This is a genomic window from Pseudovibrio sp. FO-BEG1, from assembly GCF_000236645.1.
Classification (GTDB): Bacteria; Pseudomonadota; Alphaproteobacteria; order Rhizobiales; family Stappiaceae; genus Pseudovibrio.
The window spans coordinates 4,592,575-4,611,467 of record NC_016642.1; the positions used below are offsets into that span (position 1 = coordinate 4,592,575).

Genomic DNA, 18,893 nt, shown 5'->3' on the forward strand with positions numbered 1-18,893 from the left:
GCGTTTCCCGGGGAATCTCGTTAAAGACAGTGCCAATCGTTCATTGTCTTATCGCTTAATCTAGTATGCATAACCAAGCTAACCCGCTGAAAATCGCAATGCGTATAGCCTATAAATGGGTCGAACCAAATTTACGTTTGTTTTTGTCATCGCGGCTTCCGCTTGTCTGGTTCCTCGCACTCATCATCGGGGCCGCAGTGGGTGGGTCAGCTATCCTTTTCCGTATCGGCATCGGATTGATCCAGTGGACGTGGCTCGGCACAGCCTCTGAGCGCATGATCAGCGCGGCCAACGCACAGCCTTGGTATGTGATTGTTCTGGCCCCGGTCATCGGCGGCGCCATCGTTGGCTTGCTGCTGCAAACCATCCAGAAGAAACAACGCGCAGGCGGTGTGGCAGATGTGATTGAAGCACGTGCTCATGGCGGTACTGGTCTTCCTTTCTGGCCCGGCATCAGCTCTGCGCTGATCACCGTCATCTCTCTTGGCAGCGGCGCCAGTGCAGGCCGCGAAGGCCCGATGGTGCATTTGGGCGCAACACTCGGCACCTCTGTTTTTTCCAAACTGAACCTGCCCGATTCAACCATGCGTATCTTGCTGGCAGCAGGTGTCGCCAGCGCGGTCTCCGCCAGCTTTAATGCACCGATTGCAGGCGTTCTGTTCGCGCATGAAGTGATCCTCGGCCATTACGCCATGTCAGCCTTCGTGCCAATCGTGCTGTCTTCTGCCATGGGAACGCTGGTCTCCCGCCTCTATTTTGGCGATGTGGCTGCTTTCATCCTGCCGCACTATCAGATCAACACCTACTGGGAGTTCCCGGCCTTTGTCCTGCTCGGCATCATCTGCGCAATTGTGGCCATCACCTTCCAGTTTGCTCTGATCGGCTCCGACTGGGTCGCCCGAAACGTCAAGATGCCAATCTGGCTGCGTCCAGTTGTTGGCGGTGTGCTTGTCGGCTCTATCGCTGTCTTCTATCCGGAAGTCATCGGTGTTGGTTATGAAGCAACTGATGGCGCACTTAACTCAGAACTGTCGCTCACTTTGATGCTGTCGCTGCTGGTTGCCAAAACAGCTGCAACGGCCATCACTCTCGCCTCCCGCTTCGGCGGCGGCATCTTCTCGCCCTCTCTTTATCTGGGCGCCATGACCGGCGGTGCCTTCGGCCTGATCGCCGCAAACCACCTGCCAGAGATGGCCTCCAGTCACGGTCTTTATGCCATCCTCGGCATGGGCGCAGTGGCCGCTGCAGTGTTGGGAGCACCAATCTCAACCACAATGATCGTATTCGAGCTGACCGGCGGTTACGAGCTCTCCATCGCACTGCTGATTTCCGTCTCCATCGCCACCGGACTCAATCAGGCAATCCATGGCCGGTCCTACTTCCATTGGCAGCTTGAGATGCGCGGCGTGATGCTGCAGGATGGAGCCCACAAATGGCTCGTCCGCATCGTGCACGTGGAAGATTTCGCGGATCCTCCCCGCCCGGATACGGACACCACCTTCGATCCGGAGTCGGAAGAACCATTCCTCGCACCGCTGGATACGTTGGAGAAAGCCCTCAAGGCCTTCGATGATGCGGGCAAGGCCACGCTGCCTGTCATTGACCCCAAAAACCCGACACAAGTCATTGGCTATGCAAGCCACGTGAAGGCGCTGCGCTACTTCAACTCCGCCCTTATTCAGGCGAATGTTGAGGAGCACCGCTAGCCAAACCCCAGATAATCTCCATTGACCCATCCGTAAAAAACAGCAATCTCGTTCAAGACATCATTGTCTTCGCTGGGTAATTTGGGTCTATGAAACCGGTCACTCAAAAAGCTGCATTGGAAGCAACTCCGCTCAATACGGGAGAAAACGCTCAGTTCTGGAGCGCTCCCAGCTTTGACGGACTGGAATGTCTTGCGGCAAGTTTCAGAACCCACGTCTACGAACCCCACACCCACGACACCTTCGTTGTCGGCGGAATTCTTCAGGGCTGTCAGTGCTATTGGCAGCGCGGCGAGCAGATATTTGCAGGCCCCGGAGATCTGGTGTTCGTAAACCCGTTCGAGCTGCACGACGGCATACCGGAAGGCTACGGCTACACCTACCGGATGACCTACCCAAGCATATCCCTATTGCAGAAGATCGCCGAAGACCTGACAGACAAGCCACAAAGCGGAACACCGTATTTCCCGGAGGCTTGTGTCCATGACCCTGAGCTCTGTCAGGAGTTCATTACAGCTCACAAGTCCATACAGAACCGCTCCATAGATCTGGAAGCCGAAGAACCGCTCTACATGATCTTCGCCAAGATGCTCGCCAAATACGGCAGTTTCCGCGAAAGAGATTTAGACTCTCAAGATCCGGTTGCCGTGAGAAGAGCACGCGAATATCTGGAAGAAAGCTTCATGGGCAACGTGCATCTGGATGATCTGGTCAACATCTCAGGCCGCTCCAAATACCACCTCATCCGCTCCTTCAAAAAGGCCACGGGCCAGACCCCGCATGCCTACCTGACGGACGTTCGCGTGCGCAATGCAAGACGCCTGCTCGTCCGCGGCACCTCTCCAAGCGAGACAGCCTCACTCTGCGGCTTTGCGGATCAGGCGCACCTGACACGCCAGTTCAAATCCCGCGTCGGCACCACTCCGGCAGCCTTCCAGCGGTCCGTGATTTCCATTTAATATCCGCGACATACCACCAATTGGTAGTAGAAGCGCAATTTCGTTCAAGACGGCTCCAGCCGCTCTGCCTTAAAAACACTCCATGCTTTTAGGAGGGTTTTGTGAAAAGCAACCAAAACAAATCAGCGATCAACGCTGGCCCCAATGAATTTTTCCTCGGCGTCACCACGTTCTTCCCACTGGTGTTCGCCGCAACGCCCATCGGCCTGTTGTTTGGCGCTCTCGCAGCACAAAAAGGAATGTCTCCTTTAGAAGTGCTGCTGATGGGCTCGTTCGTATTCGCAGGCGGCTCCCAATTCCTCGCACTGGATTTGTGGGCAGACCCGCTGCCGTGGCTCACCATTGCCTTCTCAACGTTTCTGATCAACCTGCGCCACGTACTCATGAGTGCTTCTCTGGCTCCGAAGCTGGGGCACTGGACGCCTCTGCAGAAATACCTCGGCTTCTTCATATTGGCAGATGAAGTCTGGGCCCTGTCTGAGCAGCGTGCCATGAAACAGCACACAACCTTCAGCTTCTACCTAGGGGTTGGCCTGACCCTGTTCATCACATGGCAGGTGGCCACAGTCGCAGGAAGTCTGATCGGTGCAGTCATGGGCGATCCGTCACGCTACGGTCTGGACTTCGCATTCACCGCCCTCTTCATCTGTCTGGTCATGGGCTTCTGGCAAGGCCGGAAAACTGGAGTGGTGCTCGCAGCCAGTGGATTGGCCGCTGTGCTCACGCATAAGTTCGTGCCAGGCGCCTGGTATATAATCGCGGGCGCCATCGCAGGTGTGATCGCCGCTGCTGTTCAGTATGATGACAATCCCAACGGACTTCAGAAATCTGCGGAGGCACTTCAGTCATGACCTCAGAAATCTTCGCAGTTGATCCGCTTGTACTCTTCACCATTCTGGCAATGGCAGCAGGAACCTACCTGACCCGCATTGCAGGACTGGTGCTGACAAAGTTCGTCACCTTCTCCGGCAGAACAGAAGCAGCCCTGCAGGCCGTACCTCCAGCAATCCTCATGTCTGTCGTGGCTCCAACCGCGTTTGCTACAGGCATTGCTGAAACCGCAGCGACCGCCATCACCGCCGTCGCAGCTCTACGCTTACCCATGCTGGCAGCCATGACAATCGGTGTCGTCAGTGTCGTGGTCTTAAGAATGGCACTCGCTGTCATCTAAACAAAAACCCCGCTCCATGAAGCGGGGTTTTCTTTATCTCATGACAAAGCTGATCATGATCAGGAGACCGGACGGGTCGCCTCTTCCAGCCATGCCTTGGTCTCATCATTGAGCAACGGACTAACCAGCTCACGCACACGTGCGTGGTATGCATTCAGCCAGTTCAGCTCAAACTCAGAGAGAAGCTTGGTGTCCACCATGCGCAGATCAATCGGCGCCAGTGTCAGCGGCTCAAAGCCAAGCATCTTCTGATCGCCACCTTCAATGGCAGCAGCAGGTGTCACCAGTTCAAGGTTCTCAATGCGGATGCCATACTCATCAGCACGATAGTATCCCGGCTCATTGGAAAGGATCATACCTGGCTTCAGCGCAATGCTGTTCGGTGCCTTTGCAATCCGCTGCGGACCTTCATGCACCCCCAGATAAGAACCAACACCGTGGCCAGTGCCGTGGTCAAAATCGAGACCCTGTTTCCAGAGATCGATGCGCGCCAGCGTGTCCAGCTGAGAACCTGTTGTTCCAACCGGGAAGCGCGCTGTCGCAATCGCAATGTGCCCTTTCAGAACAAGCGTGAAATGCTTGCACTGCTCAGCAGTCACAGCTCCAACAGCCAGCGTTCGGGTGATATCAGTCGTGCCGTCTTCATACTGCGCACCGGAGTCGATCAGGTAAACACTGTTCAGCTCAATTGGCAGATTGCTGTCATAGCTCACACGGTAGTGACAGATCGCTCCGTGAGGACCAGCAGCAGAGATAGTGTCAAAAGAGATGTCTTTCAGAGCGCCCGTCTCACGGCGGAACTCCTCAAGCTTCTCAGCAACAACAACCTCAGTCAGGCCACCAAGAGGCGCTGTCTTCTCAAACCATGCAAGGAAGCCAGCATAAGCAACACCATCCCGCAGATGTGCAGCTTTCGCACCTTCAATCTCAGCCTGGTTCTTAACGGCCTTCGGCAGCAGGGTTGGCTCCTGCCCTTCCACAACATGGCCGCCATTGTCAGCAACCGCATCGTAAAGCGCCTGACCAGCAAGCCCGGTATCAATCAGAACCCGCTTGCCATCCGTTCCAAGCGCCTTCAGTGCTGGAGTAAGTCCGCCCGGTTCATCGATATCAGCCAAAGAGCTCAGCTCATCACGCACTTCATTGGAAAGCTTGCGCCCATCAATAAACAGAGATGGCTTGCCCTTGGTCGGCACCAGAGCGAAAGACAGCGGCAACGGCGTATGCATCACATCGCTGCCGCGAATGTTCAGCAACCACGCAATGGAGTCCGGCTGGGTCAGAAGCGCAGTGTCAGCTTCCTTTTCTGCAATCAGCTCACCAATGCGCTTGATCTTGTCAGCAGCGCTTTCACCCGCAAACTGCATTGGATGCATGTTGACCGCACCAAGCGGCGCTGCCGGACGATCATTCCAGACCCCATCAACTGGATTGCCATCAACAGTAACCAGCTCAGCACCAGCCTTTTTACAAGCCGCTTTCAGGGAACGCACCTGTCGAACAGGATGCAGCATAGGGTCATAACCGATCTTCTGGCCTTCCTGTGCATTCTCACGCAGCCAGTCAGTCAGTGGTTCATCAATCAGATGACGATAGGCAAACGCCTCTTCATCCACCTGATCCCGCACCTGAATGGTGTAGCGACCATCAATAAAGATCGCAGCCTTGTCACTGAGCACGCCAGCAATGCCGGCGGACCCGGTAAAGCCGGTTAGCCATTCAAGGCGGCAGTCACTGTCAGGCACATACTCGCCCTGGTGTGCATCTGCACGCGGCACCAAAAAGCCATCAAGCCCGCGAGAGGCCAGCTCTTCCCGCAGAGCGGCCAACCGAACCGGCCCGCGAGATTTATCATTTACTGTGTCAAAGCTCTGAAACATGCCGGAAGGCTAATGCTGATCGCAGCGCAACTCAACCACACAAACAAGCCTCCTCAGAGGATTTTATGCTCTCATAAGAGGCCAGAAGGATACAGAAGTACACAATCCATGCCGTGTACGCAGATCTGCTATGTACTCCATGCAAATTCAGATCATGACAAACCCAAGACATGCAAAAAACGCATAAGTGTCATGCGAAACTATCTCTTTTTTTACAAACTAAAATAATGGATAAGTCCTCTCGTCGACGGGGCGCTTCCCTCCCAAAGCAAACCGGCGGATCACACCTCCTCCCAATGTGATGCGCACGACACCAATGGCCGGCAGCCATCAGCAGCTGATAAAGCGCTAGAAATGCCACTCATATAGCTAGATACCTCCTCCCAATATCTAGCAAGCTAAGCAAATTCCTCCCAGTTGCTTGGCACACAAAAAAACCTTTGCTTCCCCGGCAACCTCCTCCCAATTTGCCGGATCAGGAAGCAAAGGTTTTTTGTTTTCTACAGTCCAAAAATCAGACATCAAAAAACCCTCTGAGCAGAAGCAAAGAGGGTTTTGAATTACTCACAGTGCAAAAGAGCTTATGGCGCCCAGTTGCCCTTTGCAAAAGTCAGGGTCAGCCAACCATCGATCTCACGGCGATGTACCAGCTTCAGGCCCTGCTGACCGTAAGCGGAAATAATCCGTGGGCCGTGCTCAATGCGCAAACCGGAAAGAACCAGCGTGGACTTGTGCGCAAGGTGGCTGCACAGCTTGGCAGACATCTGCACCAACGGCTTTGCAAGAATGTTGGCAACAACCAGATCAAACGGTCCAAACTCGTTGAAGCGGCGATCTTCCACACCAGCACCCGTAAAGGCTTTGAACAGCGGACCAACATTGTTCTTGCGCGCATTATCAATCGCAGCTTCGATCGCGATCGGGTCAATATCCGTTGCCAGAACCTCAGAACCGGTAAGCTTTGCAAGAGCAATACCCAGAACACCGGTGCCGGTGCCCAGATCAAGCATGCGATGGTACTTGTGGCGCTTCAGCAGGCGCTGCAGTTCCAGCAGGCAACCTTCGGTCGTACCGTGGTGACCAGTGCCAAACGCCTGCGCCGCTTCAATTTCGATACCAATATCAGACTTGTTGACCGCATCACGATCATGCGCCCCATGCACAATAACGCGATCCGCACGAACAGGCTTCAAACCTTCAAGAGACTTGGCAACCCAGTTGATGTCCGGCAGCGCTTCAACTTCAGCCGAAGTTGGGATGACACCACCTTCGAACTGATCAAACAGGCGCATTTCTACCAGATTGATCGCGTCATCAATCGTGGACTCCAGCACCAGCACCTCAGCTGTCCAGATGGTTCCATCAGTGGAGCTTTCAAAAACAGCAACCGGAAAACCATCATCTTCAAAGCGGGCCTCCATAATATCGGAGAGTGCCTTTGCTTCAGCTTCAGGCGCCGGAATGCGAACCCGGATCGTGTCCATGCAAAAACCCTTAGTTACGATGAGCTATCAAAACTCAAACAATATCTTTGCATAGGCGTATAGAATGCACAGCGCCGAAAAGCCAGAGCTCACGAGGCTTTCTCGCGTTCTGCCGCATATTCACTGGGAACAAGGCTAAGTATTGTTGAACCCGAAGCCACCGTCGCAGGCACGGAGCTGTTCATGGGGCGCAGCTTCTTCGTCGGCTCAATCAGCATCAGCACAATTGCTTTTTCGGGCAGAGCTTCCTGAAACGCATCCCAGCCATAGGTATCGGTCAACTCACTGGCCTTAATAAACCAACCCTCGCGGATTTTCGTTTCAAGGTCGTTGTAGCTGTGCTCCTGTGTCAGGAACGGACGTCCACCAAGCGTCACGACACGGCGAAACTTCTCTTTCTCACTCTGCTCTTCTGACGGCGCAAACTGATAGACCTCCCCTCGCCCCATAAGCGGCCCGAAGTTTGTGGTCACCAGCGCGTTGTAATCGTCATTGTCAGTTACAGCGAGCAAAACACTATAGTTCTCAAGCGGCAGTTCGTTCTCAACCTCTTCAGAAAGAACCTCGCCATAATGGTTCGCCAACCCCGCATTCCGGGAAAGTCGAAGCTTGCCCCAGTTGCGGTCCACGGTAAGCGAGTTGATATCCAACGTCTTCAGCTTGGTCGCCAACGCAACACTGAACCGGCTTGCCCCAACAATCAGCAAGCCCGGCCCTGAATGACTGGAAAGCCCCAGCCAACGCGCAAACGGCCCGAGCGTAAACCCGTGAGCAAACACAGTGGCAACCACCACCGCAAACGACAGCACCGCCAACCGCTCACCATCCGGAGCGCCATGTTCCACCAGCGAGCGTGCAAACAAGCCAGACACCGCCACCGCCACAATACCGCGCGGCGCAATCCAGCCCACTAGCAAACGCTCCTTCCAGCTTAAGTGTGCACCAATCGTGCCAACCCAAACGGAAATAGGCCGAATCACAAACAGCAGAACCAGAACAAACGCCAGATCCTCTAGCCCAAACTCAGCCAGACTGCCCAGCTGAACAGAAGCCGTCAAAACGATGAAGACAGAAGACACCAGAATAATCGTCACCGCTTCCTTGAACCGCTTCAATTCCTCAAGACTAGCAAGGCGCGAATTGCCGAGCACCAATCCCAGAACGGTCACGGTCAGCAGACCGGATTCCTCAAGCACCAGATCAGAAAGCGCATAAGCGCCCATCACACTGACAAAGATCAGAGGAAATTTCAGAAACTCGGGAACCCGGCCACCAACAAACAGCCAGATCAACCCACGCCCCAGCGCCCAGCCACCAACACCACCAATCAGCAACCCGGCCGCCGCTCGCACCGCAAGAACCCAGAAGCCATGATCACCGTGATAAACCAAATAGCCTTCGAACATGAACACCGCGAGCAGCGCGCCAAGAGGATCAGCGAGGATAGCTTCCCAGCGCAGCAGCGAACTCACTCGGCGTTCCAATCGGGCTTGACGCAGAAGTGGGATGATGACGGTCGGGCCGGTCACGATCAGGATGGCAGCAAACACAAGGGCTGAGGGCCAACTTAATTCAGCTATATAATGGGCATTGAGCGCGCCCAATAAGAACGCAATAAACGCACCCAGCAACACAAGCCGCCAAACGGCCTTCTCAACACCACCAATACGTTGAAAATTAAGGGAAAGACCGCCCTCAAACAGAATGACTGCAACGCCAAGCGCAACAGTTGGACGCAATAAATCACCAAATAACGCATTTGGGTTGAGAATACCCGTTGCAGGACCAATCAGGAAGCCCGCAACAAGCAGCAGGACAATAGCAGGAAGCGACCATCGCCAGGCGAGCCACTGGGCGCCTACACCTGCCACACCAATCATCGCAAGCGCGATAACCACACTGTCCATTGCCACCTCCCAACACAACTTAAGAGAGAGATAGCACAAATTGCCCTAAAGGTAAGTAACGCTTGAGTTGCAGGTTATGCCCGCTCGACAAAGCTATCGAGCACTTTCTTCTGGCCAGCCTTTTCAAAGTCGACAGTGAGCTTATTCCCCTCAATGTCGCTGATGGCACCGTACCCAAACTTCATATGGAAGATGCGCTCACCAATGGCAAAATCACTGCCAACCTCAGTAACGCTCTTGGCCACCAACTCACCTTCAATGGTCATCGGACCAGCCTTCTTGGCGCGCCGAGTTTGGTTCCCACCATGCATTCGGCCATACTGCTGACCAGAGGCCTGCGCCTTGCGGGCGCGTTGCCAGCCTGGGGTGGAGTACTTGCTCTGGAACGGGTCGCTGTTGTCAAACCTGCTGGCACCATAACCACCGCCAGCGCTGTTCAGACCATAGCCACCGTAGGAGCTGGAGGCCTCAACAACCTCAACGCTGTCCGCGGGTAACTCATCCAGGAAGCGGGAGGGAATACAGGACTGCCAGGACCCATGGATGCGGCGGTTAGAGGTGAACCACACCTTCACACGCTTACGACCACGGGTAAGACCCACATACGCAAGACGCCGCTCTTCTTCCAGACCAGCCTGCCCGGTCTCATCCAATGCCCGCTGGTTCGGGAACACACCCTCTTCCCAGCCCGGCAGGAAAACCGTATCAAACTCAAGGCCTTTTGCGGAATGCAGCGTCATGATGGACACCGCATCCTCTTCCACATCGCTGTCCTTATCCATCACCAGCGAGATGTGCTCAAGGAACCCAGCCATGCTCTCGAACTCTTCCATAGAGCGGATAAGTTCTTTCAGGTTGTCCAGTCGTCCCGGCGCTTCTGCGGAACGGTCTTGACGCCACATCTGGGTATAACCGCTCTCATCAAGGATAATTTCCGCAAGCTCCGTATGGCTCATGGTCTCAACCTGATTGCGCCAGTTCTCAAACATGCCAAGAACATCAGCCAAAGCAGCACGCACTTTAGGCCGCAGCTCATTGGTCTGCACCAGCTCTCCCGCCGCAATCATCAACGGAATAGCCCGCTCCCGCGCATAGGCATGCACAATCTTCAGAGTGGCCTCACCAAGTCCACGTTTCGGCGTGTTCACAATACGCTCAAACGCCAGATCATCAGAGGGTTGCATCACACAGCGGAAGTAGGCCAGCGCATCACGGATTTCCATGCGCTCGTAGAAGCGTGGGCCGCCAATCACGCGGTAATTCAGGCCAAGCGTTACAAACCGGTCTTCAAACTCTCGCATCTGGAACGAAGCTCGCACCAGAATGGCCATCTCATTCAGCGAATGACCGTGGTTCTGTAGCGCTTCAATCTCATCACCGATGGAGCGCGCTTCCTCCTGAGAATCCCAGGCAGAGGCAACCTGCACCTTATCTTCATCCTCAGATCCCATCTGATCGGTAAATAGGGTCTTGCCCAGTCGGCCCTGATTGTGGGCAATCAAATGAGAGGCAGCAGACAGAATGTGGCTGGTCGAGCGGTAGTTCCGCTCCAGACGAACCACGGTCGCGCCCGGGAAATCCTGCTCAAATCTCAGGATGTTATCAACTTCAGCACCACGCCAGCCATAGATCGACTGGTCATCATCACCCACACAGGCAACGTTGGAGTTGCCCTGTGCCAGCAGACGCAGCCACATGTACTGCGCGATGTTGGTGTCCTGATACTCGTCCACCAGCATGTAGCGGAAACGGCTCTGGAAGCTCTTCAGAACATCATCATGCTCTTTGAAGATGGTGATGCAATGCAGCAGCAAATCACCAAAGTCACAGGCGTTCAGAATGGAGAGCCGTTCCTGATAGGTCTGGTAGAGCTTGCGCCCCAAACCATTCGCAAAGGCCTGCGCTTCGCCGGCAGAAATCTGTTCCGGCGTCAGCCCGCGGTTCTTCCAGCTGTCCAGCAATCCGGCAAAAGTCTTTGCCGTCCAACGCTTTTCATCCAGACCTTCCGCCTGAATGATCTGCTTGATCAAGCGAACCTGATCATCCGTATCCAGAATGGAGAAGGAGGATTTCAGACCAACCAGCTCGGCATGACGGCGCAAGATCTTCACACAGATCGCGTGGAACGTACCCAGCCACGCCATGCCCTCCACGTTCTCGCCAATGTAAGCGCCAATGCGCTCCTTCATCTCGCGAGCCGCTTTGTTGGTGAAGGTCACTGCAAGGATCTGCCCCGGAGTAGCATGCCCTGTCGCCAGAATATGGGCGATACGCGTTGTCAGAACGCGCGTCTTACCCGTACCTGCGCCAGCAAGCACCAGCACCGGACCGTTGATCGTCTCAACAGCAAGGCGCTGTTCCGCATTCAATCCTTCCATATAGGCAGGCATGGTCGTTTGCCGTGCTGCCATGGCCCTTGCCGCTATACCACCTGCCTTGGGCTGTGGTGCAGCCAGAGGATCAGCAGGGTTGGAAGGCATTCCGCGATGTAGTGGGCCAGAAGAATTTGCCATTGAGCTCGTTGGATCCTTTGAACGCATACCCCTCTCAAATCAGAGGGAGAATCTCCAATAGTTCACGAAGAACAATATAGCAACAACATTGAAGAAGCGAGGCATCAGCAAAGAGATACACATCGTTTTGCGCATCAGCACATCTTCGCCCAGTAACTCTTGGGTGAAACTTGCTTTGCTCTGTGGTGTTTTATCAAGCCAGATCCCGGATACTTGAAAAATCAAGTGCTACCTTAGCGATTTAAAGAGGAAGACTGCGTATATCTGAACCTGAAATTTCCAGAACTGATCAATGGGACGAACTTCACTTTCAAACCATAAAAACCACTGTAACAACCTGAAAGAAAAACAATGAAGACTGGTAAGTTACACCTGACACGCAGAAACGCTCTCCTTGGCATGTCCGGCTCACTCATAGCCGCCCCTGCTCTGGTCTCCTCCGCTTTGGCCGACAATCACGGTTCTACCGACTACACCAACAAAACCCTCACTATCAGCCCCTTCTCATTAGCCATCAGCGAAATGGCAACCATGAAGGCCAGCAATCCGCTGGTACGCCAGTTTGCGGAGCTGGAGCGCGAGGAGCAGGCCGCTGTCTCCATGATCATCGAGTCCACAGGTGCAACACCGCCACCGCGCCCAACCGCTCTGGAAGACATCTACAAGAAGCTGGAGGCCGCGTCTGGCGATGACTTTGACCGTCTCTACATCTCGACTGAAATCACAGGCCATGAGGACTTGCTGGCCGTTCAAACGCCGGAAGCAGGTAAAAAGCCCGTGAACGTGGATGTGGCAACGGCAACCATTCTGGTTGCCTTCATCCATACCCATCTGGCCATGCTGGCAGAGATCCGCAAACAGATCGGCTAAGCAACTCATTGCAATACATGAAGAAACGCTGGCAAAGACAAACAGGTTTGTCGGCGTTTCCGTTCATTTCCACCTGTAAGAGCCGATCACATCTTCAAATTTGGCTCAATTGCACGCCTCTCCCGACAGATCTCGATAAGATTTTCTGCTCACTCTCATTCCATCGCAACTGGAATGGAGCTTGAGATATGCCGAAGGTCATTTGCAAATATAAGAACTACGACGAGTTCTATAAAAACCGCACAAGCATCTGGGCTGAGATCAGACGCCGGATGGACATTCATGCGGCAGATACTGCAAGCTTCGACAAACTCATCTTCCAGGGAAAAGCTGCCATCCGGCTGACCTACGACAACCATGTCGAGGATGCGCCAGAGATGAAGAAAGCCCGCTCCAACATCGCGGCGCTGGAAAAAGAAAAGTCCAGAACCTACCGCTTCGTGCAGGGTCTGAAGTCTTTGGAAGACGAAATCTCGGCCAAACACAAGATGTTACGTGTGCTGGAAAGCCAACTGCAGCAAAAGGAAGTCGATCCCAAAACCGATCCCAACTACCGCGATACGGCCAAGGAACTCAAAAAACTGATCAAAGCCCAGCCTGCGGTGAAGAAGAAAATCCAGGAATACGACAAAGCTCTCAAGGCTTTGGAGCAGGCTGAAGCAAATTATGACCCGCTGAAGAAGCAGGTCGAGAAAACAATCCCGATGAGTGTTCAGACGGACGGGAAAAACATGATGCTCTACATCGGCGGACGTGCCGAAGCATCTGTCCGCCTCAGAGCAACACTGGCGCAGAAGTAGGCTCTGCCGCAAGCCTACTAATGCAGCGAGAGGAGCCGAACAGCTCCCTCGCTTTTTTATTGATCGCCAACCAGCTCAAACCAGTCATCCTCGGAGATAACATCAATGCCAAGGCTCTGCGCCTTGGTGAGCTTGGATCCCGCCTTTGGACCAGCAATCACAAGGTCGGTTTTCTTGGAAACGGAACCCGAAACCTTGGCTCCCAAGCTCTCCGCCCGCGCCTTGGCCTCATCACGGCTCATACGCTCCAAACTACCTGTAAACACAAGCGTTTTGCCAGCAACAGGGCTGCCAGACGTATCAGCCACAATCACATCAAGCGGCGTGATCTGCTCCATCAAAGCGGCCAGAGCAGTCAGGTTGTGTTCTTCTGCAAAGAACTCCACCAGAGCATTGGCAACTGTGCCGCCAATCCCGTCAATATCATTGAGTTCGCGATAGGCTTCTGAGGTCGTATCCGTTGCCGCGATCATCGCGTCATAGAAGCCCTGCCATGAGGAGTAGGCCCGCGCCAGAAGCTTGGCATTGCCTTCGCCCACATGGCGGATACCAAGTCCGAAGATCACGCGATTGAGTTCGATTTGACGTTTACTATCAATCGCTTCGAACAGCTTTCGTGCAGAGACCGCACCGAAGCCTTCACGGGAGCGCAGCTTGTTGAGAGAAACCTTGTCCCGTTCTGCCAGGGTAAAGATGTCCGCTGGTGTGCGGATACCACCTTTATCCATGTCATATTCGTAGAACGCTTCCACCTGCTTCTCGCCTAGCCCTTCAATATCGAAGGCATTGCGTGAGACGAAGTGTTTCAACTTTTCGACCGCCTGCGCAGGACATATCAATCCACCAGTACACCGACGTACCGCATCGACCTTCCCGGAGTTTGGATTAGTTTCCCTAATCGCATGCGAGCTGCACACCGGACACTCAGTTGGAAACTCAAACGGCTGCACATCTTCAGCCCGTTTGCTCAGGTCCACATCCACGATCTGCGGGATAACATCACCGGCACGCTGGATGATCACCGTATCGCCAACGCGTAAGTCCTTGCCATCACGAATGGATTCCCCATCCTGACCGATGCCTTTGATGTAATCTTCGTTATGCAGTGTTGCATTAGAGACCACCACACCGCCGACTGTGACAGGCTCCAGTTTGGCAACTGGAGTCAAAGCACCGGTGCGGCCCACCTGAATTTCGATGGCATTGAGGGTAGTAAATGCACGCTCCGCCGGGAATTTGTGTGCAATCGCCCAGCGCGGAGAACGGGAAACAAAACCCAAACGGCCCTGTAGATCGAGCCGGTCCACCTTGTAAACCACGCCGTCAATATCATAACCGAGGCCGGAACGATCCTCCTCGATGCCATGATAGACTTTCAGCAGTTCCTCAACAGTCTCACAGCGCTTCATCAGCGGGTTGATCTGGAAACCCCACGCGCCGAACAGCTCCACCATGCCCATCTGCGTATCAGCCGGAACCTCACTCATATCGCCCCAGGCATAGGCGAAGAATTTGAGTGGACGGGTCTTGGTGATTTCCGGGTTCAGCTGGCGCAAGGAACCAGCCGCCGCGTTACGCGGGTTGGCAAACACCTTGCCGCCATTGGCTTCCATACGCGCATTCAGGGCCGCAAAATCCGCATGGCTCATGTAAACTTCGCCGCGCACCTCAACCACATCCGGCACACCGGCAGGCAGTTCCTGCGGAATATCCTGAATAGTCAGCGCGTTAGCCGTCACATTTTCGCCCGTTGCACCATCACCGCGGGTCGCTGCATAAACCAGCTTGCCACTCTCATAGCGTAGAGAAAGAGAAAGCCCATCAATCTTCGGCTCAGCCGTAACAGCCAGCGCACCCATCAACGGATCGTATTTCAGGAACCGGCGCACCTTGCCGATAAAGTCCTGCACATCCTCATCTGAAAACGCATTGTCCAGCGAGAGCATCGGCACGGCATGGGTGATTTTGCCAAAGCCTTCAGCAACAGCACCACCCACCCGGTTGCTCGGGCTATCTGCACGCACCAGCTCAGGAAACTTGGCTTCCAGAGCTTCGTTGCGACGGCGCAGCCCATCATAGGTGGCGTCATCCACAATCGGCGCATCTTGGGTGTGGTAGGCTTCATCATATTCAGCAATCAGCCCTGCCAGCCGCTCCAGCTCCAGCGCAGCTTCTTCTGCATTCAGCGCTTCAATGTCTTTTTGAGAGGTATCAGCAAGGCTCACCGGTCTACCCACCTGTTTAATCATCAATTAGGGGGATTATTCATATCGCCACCGGGAATAACAAACCACCCGGTACTGGGGAGTTTAGACAGGATTTAACGAGCTCAGGAAAGGTACAAACACTCATCCTGTTAGATTCCAAAGAGTTAGAGTGTATCGCCGAAAAGTGGGAACCGGTTTTCGGATAAAGATACGCAGAAAAAAGATAAAGCAGTTCACGTATTTCAGCATAAATGCGAACTGCTTTAATCCCGTTTTGCGTTCTTTTGCGCAGATTTGCGTTATTCTGCGTTTTTTGGGGTGAAACCTGCGTTGCTATGTTTTTCGCAGCTCAGGCTCAGGTCGTCCCGAGCCCCTCATCGCTTTCACGCTCCTCAGCAAAGGAGTTATCCCCCTCCTGCTCATCCTCAGGTACACTCATTTGTGTCTCGGCTGTGCTCATCATTCGCACAATCACCACAACCAGCGCCAGTGCCGTAAAGATCGGCCCAACCGGGAAACCATGCGCCGCCAGCGCAATGTTGACGATCGGCAGCAGATAAACCGCAAACAGGAGCAGCGGCGCTACATAAGGGGAATCCGCATCATCATCAAACAGGCCAGTCCGGGTGGCATAAAGATAGAGCGCCGGAGAAAGCACCGCATAATCCCACAGGAACAGGAACGGCGTTGCCAGCAACACACACAGGGTCACAGCAAGGTTACGCGCAACCGGCTCCCGCTCCCGCATGAACAGCCAGAACGTAACCACAAACGCCATGACCGTGAACGGCAACTGCACCAGATACCCAGCTGTTGCTGAGAACCCAAGAGACCGCATCGCACCAAACGCAGACGGGATCAGATAAAGGAAGCTGCCTTCCCCCTGATCCATAACAGTCGCCAACAAGGACGGAACAGTTTCCAGATAGATCCACCACAGGCCGGAGCCGAAGAACACAGCAGACGCATCCACCAGAAACGCCACCGTCGCCACACAGGCGCACAGCGCAATGATGCTGCGATGGGCAATCAGAATAATCGGGATCAGCATAAACAGCTCAGGCTTGATGGACACACACCCAAGCAGCACACCAGCCAATGCCGGATGCCGGTTCATCAAACGCAGACCACCATAAAGGAACCCACCTGCCAGCATGCCAAACTGGCCGTAAAACAGGTTCACGAGGGTAGCCGGAGCAAAGATGAAGAACGTGAACGCCCGAATAGGCGCCTTGCGACTGAACGCAACCGCAAACGAAAGCAAACCACCCATGCCCATCCAGAGGCTATAGGCTTGCAGATAAGTCAGGCCGGATAACGGGACCAGAAACACCAGCAGGCTCGGCGGATGCACCCAGGCGTAAAAGCCAGAACCACCAACCACATTGCGCTGCACTTCATCATAGAACCAGCCAAAGTCATAAAGCTGCGCCGCCTGCCCGGCCACCGCCATACGAGAGGCCAGCAGGAACTGATAAAAGTCTCCCCCCACCCTGCGCAAATCGAATCCATCAAGACCCATCACCGATCCAAACAAATAGATCGGATAAACCACTGCAATCAGCAGCAGCGCGATGACAAAATAGACCTGCAAGCGGGCGAACGAGATAAACATCTACCGGCCTCCAACTATGCGCCACCCCTAAATTGCTTTCAGTTTTCAGAAAGGGCTCTGCGCAAACACAAACTCTTGGTTGCCGGAGAGTTTAAAAGATACCAAGTTAATTATTTGAATACGCTACGTAATTTAAGAATCTCTTAGGAAAGTGAAACAGCGTTTGCGCAATAAAGATGAATAAATCTACGTATTTCAGAAGTATCTAAAATTTAACAAATCATTACCTGCAACTTATTAGATAAAGATATCACCAGATAATTCATTAAGAAATTTGACTGAAATGTGTCACGAGCCTACTAAGCCCCCACGTAATTATGGGGTATACGGAATTGAAAACTTATCTAGTAGCTGGCGTTGTTGCATCCAGCGTTCTTCTCGCAGGTTGCGGCACAGTTGTTCGCGGTACAACTGAAGACATCAAGATCTACGTGGAGCCTGAGCACGCGAAGATCACGTCAACAACAGCTCACACCTGCGTTGGTCCATGTGTCATCAACGTACCACGCAAAAAAGAGTTCACCCTCACAGCATCTGCACCAGGCTACCAGACACAGGTCATCGATGTTGAGACCCGCGTCAGCGGCAAGGGCGCAGCTGGCATGGCTGGTAACGTCTTGCTTGGTGGTGTAATCGGCGTCGGCGTTGACGCAGCAACCGGTGCAACTCTGGACCACTATCCAAACCCGGTTAACTTCATTCTCAAGCGCGGCAAAGGCTCCCGTAAGCTGACCCCTGCTGAGATTAAAATGATGAACAAGGCAAAAGCCCCAACATCATAAGCTCGCAGTATTCGGTTGGGGGTATGGATCACTCAAATACCCCCTACCACGGAGGCAGCTGCCCCGCCCTTCTCAAAGCAGCTCCCCAATTACTCAGGCATTGACCTGAGTATCCCCCTTTCCAATACTCAGGCACATGACTGAGTGTTCTGCTTCCCTTGATAATCTCTTCCATGCGCTGGCCGACCCAACCCGTCGGGCGGTCATTGAGCAGTTGAGCCATGGCACGGCCTCTGTCAGTGAGTTGGCACAGCATCACGACATGGCTCTGCAATCCTTCTCGCAGCATCTCAAAGTGCTGGAAGACTGTGGTCTCGTGAGCACGCGCAAGGTAGGCCGTGTCCGCACCTGCGAAATCTCAGCGGATAATCTGGTCAAAGCTGAAGACTGGATCAGTCAGCAGAAGAAAGTCTGGCACGAAACCTTCAGCCGCCTTGATGACTATCTGAGCGACCTCCAGAACGGGGAGACACAGGAATGAGCGATACAGATTTTGAGTTACACCTAGTGAGAGAGTTCGATGCCCCTGTGGAGCTGCTGTTCCAGATGTGGGCTGATCCAGATCACATGAAGCATTGGGGATGCCCGGAAGGTTTTCAAATCACAGAGATCAAGATGGACTTCAGAGAAGGCGGCACATGGTCAACCACCATGACGGGGCCAGATAGCACCACCTACCGCATGCGTGGTAAGTACCTCAAGATCGATACCCCACGTCTGATCGGCAACACCAGCCAATGGATAGATGAGGACGGCAATGCCTCTGATCCAACCACAATCACCATGACCTTCGAGAGGCTGGCATACAATCGCTCCCGCCTCATCATACATGAAGCCAAGTTCTCCACCTCCGCCTTCAAGGCAAGCAATGAGGAAGGCTGGAAAAGCTCACTGGAAAGTCTGGCTGCCTATCTCGCTACTCAACAAGACATCACAGTATAGCTCTTTCTGCTGCAAACCATATCCAGACCTCTATCAATCGGGACAGAAACCACTCTC

15 protein-coding genes are annotated in these 18,893 nt (G+C 53.9%); 9 read left to right on the forward strand and 6 right to left on the reverse strand.

The features are described 5' to 3' along the window. Positions 1–65 precede the first annotated feature (65 nt). From PSE_RS20700 to PSE_RS20715, 4 genes are all read left to right on the forward strand, one after another. Entirely contained in the window at positions 66–1,706 is a 1,641-nt protein-coding gene (locus PSE_RS20700; protein ID WP_014286590.1) for a chloride channel protein, read from the forward strand. A gap of 89 nt (positions 1,707–1,795) precedes the next feature. After that, positions 1,796–2,665: an AraC family transcriptional regulator gene (locus PSE_RS20705; RefSeq protein WP_014286591.1), complete on the forward strand. Its 870-nt coding sequence runs from the start codon at positions 1,796–1,798 to the stop codon at positions 2,663–2,665. 101 nt (positions 2,666–2,766) lie between these two features. Then, on the forward strand, positions 2,767–3,516 hold the full coding sequence (locus PSE_RS20710) for an AzlC family ABC transporter permease (protein ID WP_014286592.1): 750 nt from the start codon (positions 2,767–2,769) through the stop codon (positions 3,514–3,516). Then, the gene (locus PSE_RS20715) at positions 3,513–3,836 is read left to right on the forward strand and encodes an AzlD family protein (protein WP_014286593.1); all 324 of its coding nucleotides are present in this window, start codon (positions 3,513–3,515) and stop codon (positions 3,834–3,836) included. The genes PSE_RS20710 and PSE_RS20715 overlap by 4 nt, the downstream gene beginning before the upstream one ends. Before the next feature lie 59 nt (positions 3,837–3,895). On the opposite strand, the gene PSE_RS20720 is transcribed toward PSE_RS20715, so the two are convergent. The 4 genes from PSE_RS20720 to PSE_RS20735 form a co-directional block, all read right to left on the reverse strand. Further along, positions 3,896–5,716 (reverse strand): aminopeptidase P family protein, encoded by a 1,821-nt coding sequence (locus PSE_RS20720; RefSeq protein WP_014286594.1) that lies wholly within the window; start codon positions 5,714–5,716, stop codon positions 3,896–3,898. A gap of 581 nt (positions 5,717–6,297) precedes the next feature. Continuing rightward, complete coding sequence (locus PSE_RS20725; protein WP_014286596.1) at positions 6,298–7,200, reverse strand: 50S ribosomal protein L11 methyltransferase; 903 nt, start codon at positions 7,198–7,200, stop codon at positions 6,298–6,300. An 89-nt stretch (positions 7,201–7,289) separates the two neighbouring features. Next, complete coding sequence (locus tag PSE_RS20730; protein WP_014286597.1) at positions 7,290–9,107, reverse strand: sodium:proton antiporter; 1,818 nt, start codon at positions 9,105–9,107, stop codon at positions 7,290–7,292. A 74-nt stretch (positions 9,108–9,181) separates the two neighbouring features. After that, a complete protein-coding gene (locus tag PSE_RS20735; RefSeq protein ID WP_014286598.1) occupies positions 9,182–11,587 on the reverse strand; it encodes an ATP-dependent helicase in 2,406 nt (801 codons plus the stop codon). Between the two features lie 384 nt (positions 11,588–11,971). On the opposite strand from PSE_RS20735, the gene PSE_RS20745 reads away from it, so the two are divergent. Both PSE_RS20745 and PSE_RS20750 read left to right on the forward strand, forming a co-directional pair. Continuing rightward, positions 11,972–12,490: a DUF4142 domain-containing protein gene (locus PSE_RS20745; protein ID WP_008548066.1), complete on the forward strand. Its 519-nt coding sequence runs from the start codon at positions 11,972–11,974 to the stop codon at positions 12,488–12,490. 188 nt (positions 12,491–12,678) lie between these two features. After that, positions 12,679–13,290: a hypothetical protein gene (locus PSE_RS20750; protein WP_014286600.1), complete on the forward strand. Its 612-nt coding sequence runs from the start codon at positions 12,679–12,681 to the stop codon at positions 13,288–13,290. A gap of 56 nt (positions 13,291–13,346) precedes the next feature. Here PSE_RS20750 and ligA read toward each other — a convergent pair whose 3' ends face one another. Together ligA and PSE_RS20760 are read right to left on the reverse strand one after the other, a co-directional pair. Beyond that, positions 13,347–15,515, reverse strand: coding sequence for an NAD-dependent DNA ligase LigA (ligA, locus tag PSE_RS20755; RefSeq protein WP_014286601.1), 2,169 nt, complete (start codon positions 15,513–15,515; stop codon positions 13,347–13,349). A 337-nt stretch (positions 15,516–15,852) separates the two neighbouring features. Further along, complete coding sequence (locus tag PSE_RS20760) at positions 15,853–17,112, reverse strand: glycosyltransferase family 87 protein (RefSeq protein ID WP_014286602.1); 1,260 nt, start codon at positions 17,110–17,112, stop codon at positions 15,853–15,855. 332 nt (positions 17,113–17,444) lie between these two features. On the opposite strand from PSE_RS20760, the gene PSE_RS20765 reads away from it, so the two are divergent. From PSE_RS20765 to PSE_RS20775, 3 genes are all read left to right on the forward strand, one after another. Next, entirely contained in the window at positions 17,445–17,894 is a 450-nt protein-coding gene (locus PSE_RS20765; protein ID WP_208998007.1) for a translation initiation factor 2, read from the forward strand. A gap of 136 nt (positions 17,895–18,030) precedes the next feature. Continuing rightward, complete coding sequence (locus PSE_RS20770; RefSeq protein ID WP_014286604.1) at positions 18,031–18,375, forward strand: helix-turn-helix transcriptional regulator; 345 nt, start codon at positions 18,031–18,033, stop codon at positions 18,373–18,375. Continuing rightward, complete coding sequence (locus tag PSE_RS20775) at positions 18,372–18,836, forward strand: SRPBCC domain-containing protein (protein WP_041768727.1); 465 nt, start codon at positions 18,372–18,374, stop codon at positions 18,834–18,836. The genes PSE_RS20770 and PSE_RS20775 overlap by 4 nt, the downstream gene beginning before the upstream one ends. The last annotated feature ends 57 nt before the right edge of the window (positions 18,837–18,893 follow it).